General features: G+C 35.8%; 12 protein-coding genes. 6 read left to right on the forward strand and 6 right to left on the reverse strand.

Translation table 11 applies throughout. The annotated features are described in order from the left end of the window. The first annotated feature begins 598 nt into the window (after positions 1 to 598). Complete coding sequence (locus tag LRP83_RS21525) at positions 599 to 1,720, forward strand: tripeptidase T (RefSeq protein ID WP_230498889.1); 1,122 nt, start codon at positions 599 to 601, stop codon at positions 1,718 to 1,720. Between the two features lie 162 nt (positions 1,721 to 1,882). Further along, positions 1,883 to 3,073: an SLC45 family MFS transporter gene (locus LRP83_RS21530; RefSeq protein WP_230498890.1), complete on the forward strand. Its 1,191-nt coding sequence runs from the start codon at positions 1,883 to 1,885 to the stop codon at positions 3,071 to 3,073. Positions 3,074 to 3,112: 39 nt separating this feature from the next. Here the strand turns inward: LRP83_RS21530 and LRP83_RS21535 are convergent, their stop codons facing one another. Beyond that, positions 3,113 to 3,370, reverse strand: coding sequence for a DUF2533 family protein (locus LRP83_RS21535; protein ID WP_230498891.1), 258 nt, complete (start codon positions 3,368 to 3,370; stop codon positions 3,113 to 3,115). A gap of 185 nt (positions 3,371 to 3,555) precedes the next feature. Here LRP83_RS21535 and LRP83_RS21540 point away from each other — a divergent pair, with 185 nt between their 5' ends. Next, the gene (locus tag LRP83_RS21540) at positions 3,556 to 4,071 is read left to right on the forward strand and encodes a YbaK/EbsC family protein (RefSeq protein ID WP_230498892.1); all 516 of its coding nucleotides are present in this window, start codon (positions 3,556 to 3,558) and stop codon (positions 4,069 to 4,071) included. A gap of 99 nt (positions 4,072 to 4,170) precedes the next feature. On the opposite strand, the gene LRP83_RS21545 is transcribed toward LRP83_RS21540, so the two are convergent. Beyond that, positions 4,171 to 4,815, reverse strand: coding sequence for a FusB/FusC family EF-G-binding protein (locus tag LRP83_RS21545; protein WP_230498893.1), 645 nt, complete (start codon positions 4,813 to 4,815; stop codon positions 4,171 to 4,173). A gap of 103 nt (positions 4,816 to 4,918) precedes the next feature. Further along, on the reverse strand, positions 4,919 to 5,182 hold the full coding sequence (locus LRP83_RS21550; protein ID WP_230498899.1) for a CD3324 family protein: 264 nt from the start codon (positions 5,180 to 5,182) through the stop codon (positions 4,919 to 4,921). 300 nt (positions 5,183 to 5,482) lie between these two features. Between LRP83_RS21550 and LRP83_RS21555 the strand changes: the two genes are divergently transcribed. Then, positions 5,483 to 6,568: an NAD(P)H-dependent flavin oxidoreductase gene (locus LRP83_RS21555; RefSeq protein WP_230498894.1), complete on the forward strand. Its 1,086-nt coding sequence runs from the start codon at positions 5,483 to 5,485 to the stop codon at positions 6,566 to 6,568. Positions 6,569 to 6,729: 161 nt separating this feature from the next. Here the strand turns inward: LRP83_RS21555 and LRP83_RS21560 are convergent, their stop codons facing one another. Then, the gene (locus LRP83_RS21560; RefSeq protein ID WP_230498895.1) at positions 6,730 to 7,029 is read right to left on the reverse strand and encodes a hypothetical protein; all 300 of its coding nucleotides are present in this window, start codon (positions 7,027 to 7,029) and stop codon (positions 6,730 to 6,732) included. A gap of 660 nt (positions 7,030 to 7,689) precedes the next feature. Between LRP83_RS21560 and LRP83_RS21565 the strand changes: the two genes are divergently transcribed. Further along, on the forward strand, positions 7,690 to 8,820 hold the full coding sequence (locus LRP83_RS21565) for a HesA/MoeB/ThiF family protein (protein ID WP_230498896.1): 1,131 nt from the start codon (positions 7,690 to 7,692) through the stop codon (positions 8,818 to 8,820). After that, positions 8,817 to 10,013 carry a hypothetical protein gene (locus tag LRP83_RS21570; protein ID WP_230498897.1) on the forward strand — a complete coding sequence of 399 codons (1,197 nt, stop codon included), beginning with the start codon at positions 8,817 to 8,819 and terminating at the stop codon, positions 10,011 to 10,013. Before LRP83_RS21565 ends, LRP83_RS21570 begins: the two co-directional genes overlap by 4 nt. A gap of 78 nt (positions 10,014 to 10,091) precedes the next feature. On the opposite strand, the gene LRP83_RS21575 is transcribed toward LRP83_RS21570, so the two are convergent. Together LRP83_RS21575 and LRP83_RS21580 are read right to left on the reverse strand one after the other, a co-directional pair. Beyond that, a complete protein-coding gene (locus LRP83_RS21575; protein ID WP_230498898.1) occupies positions 10,092 to 10,613 on the reverse strand; it encodes a cysteine hydrolase family protein in 522 nt (173 codons plus the stop codon). A gap of 93 nt (positions 10,614 to 10,706) precedes the next feature. Beyond that, the coding region (locus tag LRP83_RS21580; protein ID WP_151536060.1) for an IS3 family transposase at positions 10,707 to 10,789 on the reverse strand (83 nt) is incomplete at its 5' end.

Genomic DNA, 10,789 nt, shown 5'->3' on the forward strand with positions numbered 1-10,789 from the left:
CTCCTATCGCCATAAAAAAAATAAACCGTTCCGTTTTGAGGTGCAAATCCTGTAAATGACAATGAAAAAGGCGTGCAATCTGACAACAGATTTGACACGCCTTTTTCATTTATGTTGGAGTCTTTGACATCAATAAAAATAAAGAGCGAACCCTCAATAAGCGGAGAAATTTCCCTTAATTTCGAAATAGACCTAAAAATAGCGTAAATAGACGGAAGGATTCCGACTATTTACTCAAAAAACGTCAAAATGGGTCATTTTCCTTTACTTAACCGGAAAACCTCCGCTTATTTCCCCCGAACCAAGCATTATTCCGAAGTTTAACGGAAAAATCTCCGCTTATTTTAATCACTGGTTACTAAATTAAGGATAAGAAGCGTCATAAGAATTGACATCCCAAGTGACACTTAATTTTGAGTGTACAAAATACCTTGTCATTTAAAATTCTTTTTCATTTCTGGTCTAATTCTAGGAAGGGCTAGCTTCAGCTGTGAAGAGTAAGAACTCTACTTATTATTTTTAAAAGTGGTATTCGGTTTGATAGCTTCGTGTTTTATTTGTATACTTTAATAGTTAGTACATAATTGGGGGTATACAAATGATTAATGAACAACGCCTTTTAGACGAATTTTTGGAACTGGTTCAAATTGATTCCGAAACAAGATTCGAAACAGAAATTGCTAAAGTTTTAAAGCGGAAATTTTCTGATTTAGGTGTCGAGGTATTTGAGGATGACACAACAGCTCAAACGGGTCATGGGGCAGGTAATTTAATCTGCACTCTTCCTGGTACAGCGGATCATATTGATACCATTTATTTTACGTGCCATATGGATACTGTTGTTCCTGGAAAAGGAATAAAACCATCTATTCAAGATGGATATGTTGTAACGGATGGTACAACGATTTTAGGTGCGGATGATAAAGCGGGATTAGCTGTTATTTTTGAAGTGATTCGCGTACTTAAAGAACAAAATCTACCGCATGGAACCATTCAATTTGTTATTACTGTTGGTGAAGAATCAGGTTTAGTCGGTGCAAAAGCCCTTGATCCTACCCTTTTAAAAGCAAAGTTTGGCTATGCACTTGATAGCGATGGGAAAGTCGGAAATATCGTCGTGGCTGCACCTACACAAGCGAAAGTGAAAGCAACCATTTATGGGAAAACGGCCCATGCTGGTGTGGCGCCTGAAAAAGGTGTTTCAGCGATTACCATTGCTGCGAAGGCTGTTGCAAAAATGCCATTAGGTCGTATCGATGAGGAAACAACTGCAAATATCGGTCGATTTGAAGGTGGAAACCAAACGAATATCGTTTGTGATCGAGTTGATATTTTAGCGGAAGCAAGATCTCTAATTCCTGAAAAGATGGAAACGCAAGTAGCTAAAATGAAGGAAGCATTTGAATCGGTTGCGGCCTCTATGGGTGGAAGAGCAGAGGTAGATGTTCAAGTCATGTATCCAGGCTTCAAATTTGCTGCAGGGGATCATGTCGTCGAGGTAGCTCGCAAAGCCGCAGCAAAAATTAACCGCAGCTGTGAATTGGTCCATAGTGGTGGTGGAAGTGACGCTAATGTGATTGCTGGATTTGACATTCCAACAGTTGTACTTTCTGTAGGTTACGAAGAAATTCATACAACAAATGAAAAAATGCCAATTGAAGAATTAAATAAATTAGCTGAAATGACATTAGCAATTATTGATGAAGTAACAAATGGGTAATGTAAGCTAAAGTTAAGGCTATAAAAAATATAATAGGCAAAAAGGAGTGCTAATTCGCATAAAATAGTAGCACTCCTTTTTTTTATGGATAAAAAAGGATGGTTGTTTACATTTCGGCTTATTTTCTCCAATGGAATTGACAAATAATTAAAGGAGATTGCGATGAAAAAAACATGGTTACTAGGTTTTGGCTTTTTCAGCATCAGTATTGGATGGTCATTATATAATGGATTTGTTCCATTTTTCCTCAATAATTATCTTACGAGCACAGCATTAATTGGTTTTTTAATGACAATTGATAATTATTTTGCCCTATTTATACAGCCCTATATCGGCAATCGTAGTGATCGAACAAATACACGCTATGGCCGGCGAATGCCTTATTTGATGATTGGTATTCCGATTGCTGCCCTATTCTACGCTCTCATCCCATTCCACGTAAGTTTAATGACGCTAATCCTTTTCATGGTCTGCATGAACTTATCGATGGCCATTTTTCGCTCACCTACCATTGCTTTAATGCCTGATATTACACCAGAATCCAAGCGTACGAAGGCAAACGGGGTGATTAATTTCATGGGTGGCTGTGGTGCCATTTTAGCCTTCAGCGCAGGTTCTTTGTTATATAATGTGGACGAATCCTTGCCATTTTTAGCAGTCTCAGCTATTTTCCTGGTAGCTTTATGGGTTATTTTTAAAAATATTAATGAAAAACGTGATGCTATCCCTAATCACATAGTAACTACCAATCAAACATTTGATTATAAAAGAGAATTAAATTCTGCTACTGTTTTCCTTCTTGCTGCGATCTTTTTTTGGTTTATTGCCATTCAGGGAATGGAGGCTTTATTTACATTGTACGGAGTCAACAAACTCGGCCTATCCCAAAGCGCTTCCGCCTTTTCCTTAGCTTTTTTTTCTTTAAGCTTTGTAGTGTCCTCGATACCAAGTGGGATATTAGGGGCAAAATACGGGGAGAAAAAAATGATTTTGATTGGGATTACTGGTCTAGTTTTCGTATTTTTTCTATTAAGTTTTGTTGAGTCAGTTTTTTCTTTACGTGCCATTCTTTTAGTGGGAGGAATGTTTTGGGCATGTATTAATATTAATGCCTATCCTTTTATTGTTTCTACTGGAAATGCACACAGTTATGGAACACGTACGGGTTTATATTATTTTGTTTCTTCATTAGCTGCAATCATTTCACCACCGACTTTAGGGTTATTAATTGATTTTTTTGGATTTGGAATTCTATTTTATGCGGCTGCAGGAAGTATGATCTTTGCTTTAGCTTGCCTACTAAGAGTTAACACTGCTGAGAATAGTGTATCGGCTCATAAATTAAATGGGTAGTAATACTAGGAACCCCTTGAATAAAGAAAAAAAAGGACGTCAATTGGCGTCCTTTTTTACATATTCCTTAACCATTTCTACTGAAACATATTTTCTAAACGGTATAAATCTAAGGTTCATCTTATTGATTTGATCGGTTACTCTATTTATTTTGTCAGTTGAAAAAGCTTCCTCTTTTGTACATAACTCTATAGCTTCTTCTATTAAAATTTCTCGTTTTTGGTCTAATTCTAAAAATACTTGGTACATTTTATTCTGCTTTTCAGCGTGTTTTGCCAATTCTATATGTACACTCATTATGTCACCTCTAAAATGTAATTTTATTCTACTATCTTAGCACGATTAGACCTTAGAGAGAAGTGTTCAAGAATATGCTAAAGTTTTAATCGTGAGAAAATAATGTGGTACCTCCTATTATTTCCAATTCCTATGGAGAATGTGTTATTATGTTTCATAATATTGTAAGAGAAAGGATGATAAAGTTGACAATTGAAAGTGTTAAGGCTCATTTTAAGCAATGGAATCGTGAAGCCGATGTAATGGAATTTGAGACTACTAGTGCTACTGTTGAACAAGCCGCTGAAACAATTGGTGTTGAACCTGCACAAATAGCAAAAACATTATCCTTCAGAGGTGAAGAGGACAAAGCAATCCTGATAGTTGCAGCTGGAGATGCGAAAATTGATAACAAGAAATTCCGTCAAGAGTTTGGCTTTAAAGCTCGAATGCTTACACCTGATGAGGTAGTTGAGCAAACTGGACATGTTGTCGGTGGGGTTTGTCCGTTTGGATTAAAAAATAAAATAGTAGTTTATCTAGATGTTTCTATGAAACGTTTTGATACTCTTTTCCCTGCCTGCGGAAGCACAAACTCTGCAATAGAATTAACGTGTGACGAAATCTTTCAATATTCATTTGCAACAAAATGGGTTGATGTTTGTAAAAGCTGGGAAGTAGATAGCTTGAGCGGAGTAGAGCCTATTAAAAATGCACTTTAAATAAATCGGCATGAAAAACAATCAAATAGAGGAGGCTTAGGGATTCTCCATTTACAGTTGAAGAATCCCTAATGAAAGTAAGGTAGCTCAAAGACCGTTTCAACTTTTTCCTTTAAGAAGTTCAATAAAACCGTTTAGTTTCTCCAAAGATGTAAGGGTATCATTACATTTCATGCTATCTTGGCAGATATAGTTTCCTCTTCGGGTATAGGTACCTTGGATAGCTCCCTTTGTTTCTGACATAAATAAGCCAACTTGACTGTGTCCACTGCAAAGAGTACATATTCCTTTTTTGCTCGATGGGGTAAAGGATCCTTCTAGGCCAATAAATCCTTTTGGCTGTATCGCAATAATGTACTTCTTATTTGTGGCTTTATCATTCCAACCGAGGTAAGTCAGTTCTTTTAGATCTAATTCAGTTAACACTGGTAACTTTAATTTCTTCACTTTCGGAAATAGTTTTTTTAAAGTCTGTTCTGATACGTTTTTAAAAGGGATGACATAAGGCTTTAAAGAGTTTAATAAGTCTTCTGCCCCTGCAGTGTTCTCCACCTCAATGACATGGTCAACTAACTGTTTCTGTTCTGGTTCTAAAGATTTAAAAAGGTTCAATACTTTATCATATACCGTTGATTTTAATGCGTTCAGTACTTTTCTGTCATTGACGCTTGCATAACCATTTATGAGGTGTTGTGTTTGCTTTTTAATAAATTGGAACTGATCTACTCTAATAAATGGTTCCATGATAAACCCACCTTTCGCACTTTCTACTATATTCGTTTTTTTATGATGGTAAAAGAGTAGAGAATGAATCTAATGAAACTCTACATAAAAAGCACTGAGTGAATCAGTGCTTTGAATAAACAATTTTCTTGATGGTTTCCATTGAAAGGAAGTATTCAATTGCTAATTCTTGAATCGTTCTTCCTTGTTTAAAGGCAGTCCTGATAGAGGAGTTTCTACTTTCAAAGAACCTTCTACTCCCAGATTTTGATCCCCATTTAAGTGTTGTTCCTGATTTTGGGATATAGATGGATTCTCCCTGTACATATTTTTGAATTTCTATAATGAGTTCTTCAGGTAAAACAGCATTTGCTTTTAAGTACTTCAGGTTTGCCAGCCCCTTATTTATTTTTTTATCAAATAAGGTGCAAAGCCGATTATAAAAATGTGCGATCAATTAGTTAAAATGATACCCCATGCAAAGGATCGCCTTTTCGATAATAGGCTTTGCATGAGTGTATGAAGACTTAGGCAAAAGAAACGCAATTGCCATCTGATAGCCCCCTTTTTCAGTTGAGATTTATCTACCTCTAACATTATAAAATAACAGTTCCAAAAATGAAAAGGTTTTTGAGAGCTTAAGCTTTCGAAAAGATTAGGTAATAAAACAATTATCGAGGTGTAGTTTATGTTAAATAATGAAATGACGAAACGATTGAATATTGAATATCCTATCATACAAGCGCCTATGGCAGGAGGAATTACATCTTCGAAATTGGTTGCTGAGGTTTCTAACTCTGGAGGTTTAGGTATGATTGGAGCTGGCTACATGACTCCTAGTCAAATACGTGAACAGATTAAGGAAATAAAGCATTTGACATCAAGGGTTGTTGGTATAAATCTATTTGTTCCTAAGGAATTCAATGTAAATGAAAATGACATTAAATCTGCTAAAAAGATATTACAGCCAATTTGTGAACAATTAAATTTACTTCATAACGATAACTTAGAAATACCTACTTTTAATAATTTACTAGAAGTATTTCATGAACAAATTAAGATTGTAATGGAAGAAAAGATACCGGTTTGTTCTTTTACATTTGGTATTCCTTCTAAGGAAGTAATTAGTGAATTAAAGCGAAATAACATTATTCTAATAGGAACAGCTACTACTGTTAGAGAAGCAATTGAAATTGAAAAAAGTGGAATGGATCTTGTTGTAGTTCAAGGCAGTGAAGCAGGTGGGCATCGAGGGAACTTTATCCTAGGGCATCAGGAGAGCTTAGTTGGTTTAATGTCACTCGTCCCACAGGTTGTTGATAATGTGAGCATTCCTGTTATTGCAGCTGGAGGAATAATGGATGGGAGAGGATTAATGGCTTCTATTTGTTTAGGTGCACAGGGAGTTCAAATGGGTTCCGCGTTCTTAACTTGTACTGAAAGTGGAGCTCACTCACTACATAAAGAAGGAATTCTTAAAGCTCACGAAGATGAGATTGTTTTAACTCGTGCATTCTCTGGCAAGTGGGCTAGAGGGATTAAAAATAAATTTATTGTAGAGATGCGAAACCAAGAAACATCCTTACCAGAATTTCCAGTACAAAATACAATTACTCAATCAATAAGGAAAGCCTCTACCTTTCAAAATAATCCGGATTTTATGTCACTATGGTCTGGTCAAAGTCCGAGACTAGCTAAAATTCAAACTGTTGGTACGTTAATCAAAGATATCATTTCTGAAGCTAAGAAAATCAACAAATCTGTGATTAATTGAAATTAACCAATTGGGTATAACCGGATTATACAACACTACCTCCTAAGTGTGAACGTCTGTTTTAGTTGAATATACTAAAAATTAAAATAATATCAATGATAAAGCGCCTATTATTGGCGCTTTATTTTATGGATTCAGTTTTTGATAAGTAATACAAAATATTATAGCTTCCAAGCCGGAAAGTCTAAGTCTTTTTGTTTTTCATATTCTTTCATTCTTGAGTATGAGTTTCCTAGTTTACCTACAATAAATCCTTGAGGGCTTAATGTTTCTGTATAACCGTTAAATTCTTCTAATTTAATTTTTGCAAACATGTTCGCTACGGCTGCTAAACCTTCAATAGTGTCCATCAATTCAGGATTATCATTATTGTAACTTTTAGCAATGGAGTAAATATAATCAAGTCTATTTTTAATAAGCTTAAGCGTTTCGATTTCAAACTGTTCCGGTATCTTTTTCATAACATTCCACTCCTTATTAAACAGCTTATGTAGGAAAAGGGAATATTGAACAAAATAAAATAAATAAAGGCTATTTCACACAAAGTGTATTGTTTACCGTTAATATTGGGAAATTTTTGTCCAGCAAATTCCTAAATGAGCTTAAATTTATGGAAGACCTACAATCATCCTATACCTAAGCCATTCTAACTTGGGAAAATAATTACTTTCGACATTATCTGATAAAATATAAAATTTAGAATTATCTAACAGATTATGATATATTTACCAGGACTATAGGAAATAGCCGTTTACATATCGTTCTTATAGTCTTTTAAAACAAAAGGAGGGGAATTAAGATGAAAATTAAAGTGAGAAAAACGGAAAAATTAACTCCAACATTCTGGCCTTACTATACGTGAGTAAGATTTATTTATACAATCCATGGAAGGGAGTGAAGGTCGTGAAAATTAAAGTGAGAAAGACTGAAAAATTAACTCCAACATTCTATCCGTACTATATGTAAATAATGTAATACCTCCGTGAATGGACATAGTGAGCATGCCTAAAATGCTAAATGCACTTTTTCCTAAAGGCGGGTAATCTATATAAAACGAACAAACGGAGGATGACACTTACCTTTTGTGTCATTCTCTACCTATATCAAGGAGAGTGATTAAAATGCGTCCAGCGTTTAAAAAAACATTACGTCCCATTATCCGAAAAGGACAAGTGATTGAAATAAACTACCATGGAGTGGCTACGGAACTTGATGATCCTGATGGAAAAATCTATGAACTATTAGAACTTATGGATGGTTCCCTTTCAACAAGTGAATTGTCACTAAAGTTAGAACTCCCTCTTGAAGATATTGAAGACGCCATCCTTTCATTGAACGAACTTAATTACATAGAAGACTCATCAATACCCAATACCTATTCCCCAACAGAATTAGAGCGTTACCAATCCAATCTAAATTATTTTTCTGGGTATTCGAACCTGGATGTGAGCAGGTATTCCTTTCAGGATAAATTAAGAAATTCAAAAGTGGCTATATTAGGTCTAGGAGGCGGATCACTTGCAGCAGCTTATTTGGCAGGATTGGGTGTTGGTGAAATTGTTGGTGTAGATTACGATACCATTGAACGTACAAACCTAAACAGACAATTTCTATATAACGAGAATGATATTGGACGTCTAAAATCCGTGGTTGCGGAAGAGAAAATTAAATTAATTAATCCGGAGATTTCCGTAACTATGCATAATAGGCTAATTAGTAGCTATGAAGATGTACTAGATCTTATTGATGGTGCGGATGTCGTTCTTAACATGCTCGATCAACCTGCGATCCTTTCTGCGAGATGGGTGAATGCAGCCTGTGTTCAAAAGGGGATTCCATTTTATAGAGGTGGCATTAATAATCAAACCATCATGTGGGAACGATATGATTCTACGAATGGAGAACCATGCATTGATTGTAAAATACTAGATTCATTGAAAAACGACTTTGAAAATATCTACCGACTTGAATCCGGCTATGGGAAAACTTTTTCGAGAGTGAACACAGGCTTTGCACCTAATCTGTCGGTACTAACCGGCCTTTTTGTTTCAGATGTAGTCAACCTACTAACAGGCGCGGCTCCTCTATTTAAGCCAAATATAAACGTTGATACGATCACCATGAATACGCTTCAAACGGAGAATGAAAACCCTAAAAATCCTCTTTGTCCAACCTGTTCTAAGAAATTCACAGAACTGGCCAGCCTCGAAGAATTAAAGCAGATTGTTTATGGAAAAGAGGCTTTACTATGAATTTGGACATAACAGCTGATTCAAAGGTTGATTGTTCCCATCTGTCGATACAGGAAGACATCGATGATGAATTTACGATAGGTGATCCCCACACAGGAGAATTTTTACGGGTCCCTAAAGTGGCTGTTGATGTGATTGAAATGTTAGATGGGCAAATTTCAATTGGAGAAGTGAAGGAAGCTGTGAGTAAGAAATATAATGAAGACGTTGATGTGATTGACTTCGTCATGACCATACTCGATTGTAAAATGGTCTACAGCATCAATGGTAAGGTGTTACATACATCTATCAATCGTGAGCCGCTCCTTATATTGCGAAGGTTGGGCAGCTTCTTTTTTTCAAACGTTTTGGTATGCCTTTACGCAGTGGCATTTTTGGCGGTCCTGTTCTTATTCATTGTAAACCCTGCTTCGTTTCCTAAGTTTCAAGATTTATTTATCTATGAAACTGTGGGAATCAGCACATTAAATATAGTCGTAGTTGCTTGGATATTAACTTTGGTACATGAAGTAGGGCATTTGTTGGCAGCCTCTAAGGAAAACATTTCTACTCGTATCCGCTTAAATTTACGTATGATATGGCTGGTAGCGGAGACAGATATGACTGGATTATGGGCAAGACCAAAGAATAATAGATATGTACCTTTTCTTGCAGGCATGATGTGGGATGTTGTCATTATCTTCGCATGTTTAATCATTCAACAGGTCACCAATCATCCTTTAATCATTGGTTATTCCAAGCTCATTGTATTTCTAGTGTTATTTGCTTTTCTGTTTCAGTTTATTATCTTCCTAAGGACTGACATATATTTTGTTGTTAGCAACTGGAAGAATACATCAGCTTTACACCAAAACAGCTTAATGTTCCTAAGTAAGATAATTTTAAAAAAGAATCTTCCTGAATGGGACCATCTCCCCGAATATGAGAAAAAAAATGCTGTCTGGTTCGGATTTTTATACGGAATTGGCGGCATCATCGCCATTAGCCTTTTCTTATATTTCCAAGTTCCACCCGTTCTATATGGGGTGTCTCTCGTTTATAAATCTATAACAGTTTATGGTATCGACAGTTATTACTTCTGGGATAGCGCTATTGTATTATTTGTTTTCATTCTTCAAGGTATCGCATGGCTGTTTGGACTAAAGACATCATTAAGACAAAGAAAAGAACGAAGAAGTACAGTGGAAGCATAGTTTGTTATTTGCTGATATCATTTTCATTTTTGAGATTAATAATTGTCCAGAAATAAAAAAGGCAGCAAGTAGCTGCCTTTAAAATTCTATTTCACTAGTTTTCTTTGTGTTAGCAAAGAAAGACAATACTTGATTGTGGTGATTTATGATTTGTTGGGCAATCAAATCCCCAGAGTCATATGTGCTGTGAGCATCTGATACGAGTGTTAGTCCGTAATTCATACTAAATGCTCTTCGAGTTGTAGTATCCACGCATAAATCGGTTTGAATACCAGTTAAGACTAGTTGATTAATGGAATGTTTTTTTAGCTCTTCTTCAAGCGGCGTGTTATAGAATGAATCCGGTGTCGTCTTGTGAATGATCATATCAACCTCTGATGGTAAAAGTTCAGGGTGAATTTCCCAATCTTTTGAACCGTATTCCAATTGTTGACCCGCTGGCTCATTATGCTGAATAAAGAAAATGGGTGTATTAGTAGTACGTGCTTTGGATATTAGCTGTTTAATATTTTCCAATAGCTGCTTACCATTATGAACTGGAAAATCATCGATGAACATTCCAACCTGTACATCTATTATTAATAATGCCTTTTTCTCCACTTTAGTCCTCCTGTAGTCCATACGTTTGTTTTAAAAAAGCACCGGGATGATAATAAATGAAGTGACCCCTAAAAGTTAGACACGGTTATTTCATTAGGCAGCTTGCTCAAAATGAGTTCGGTATTGTACCGGACTCATTTTTAATTTTGCCTTCATCCGTTTCGTATTATAATATT

Origin of the sequence: Pseudoneobacillus rhizosphaerae, assembly GCF_917563885.1 — a bacterium.
Taxonomy (GTDB): domain Bacteria; phylum Bacillota; class Bacilli; order Bacillales; family Cytobacillaceae; genus Pseudoneobacillus; species Pseudoneobacillus rhizosphaerae.

Bases quoted from the DNA above. Each gene is read 5' to 3' on its own strand.
- LRP83_RS21565 (WP_230498896.1), top strand. From the start codon at position 7,690: ATGCGTCCAGCGTTTAAAAAAACATTACGTCCCATTATCCGAAAAGGA.
- LRP83_RS21555 (WP_230498894.1), top strand. From the start codon at position 5,483: ATGTTAAATAATGAAATGACGAAACGATTGAATATTGAATATCCTATC.
- LRP83_RS21570 (WP_230498897.1), top strand. From the start codon at position 8,817: ATGAATTTGGACATAACAGCTGATTCAAAGGTTGATTGTTCCCATCTG.
- LRP83_RS21530 (WP_230498890.1), top strand. From the start codon at position 1,883: ATGAAAAAAACATGGTTACTAGGTTTTGGCTTTTTCAGCATCAGTATT.
- LRP83_RS21545 (WP_230498893.1), bottom strand. From the start codon at position 4,815: ATGGAACCATTTATTAGAGTAGATCAGTTCCAATTTATTAAAAAGCAA.
- LRP83_RS21535 (WP_230498891.1), bottom strand. From the start codon at position 3,370: ATGAGTGTACATATAGAATTGGCAAAACACGCTGAAAAGCAGAATAAA.
- LRP83_RS21560 (WP_230498895.1), bottom strand. From the start codon at position 7,029: ATGAAAAAGATACCGGAACAGTTTGAAATCGAAACGCTTAAGCTTATT.
- LRP83_RS21525 (WP_230498889.1), top strand. From the start codon at position 599: ATGATTAATGAACAACGCCTTTTAGACGAATTTTTGGAACTGGTTCAA.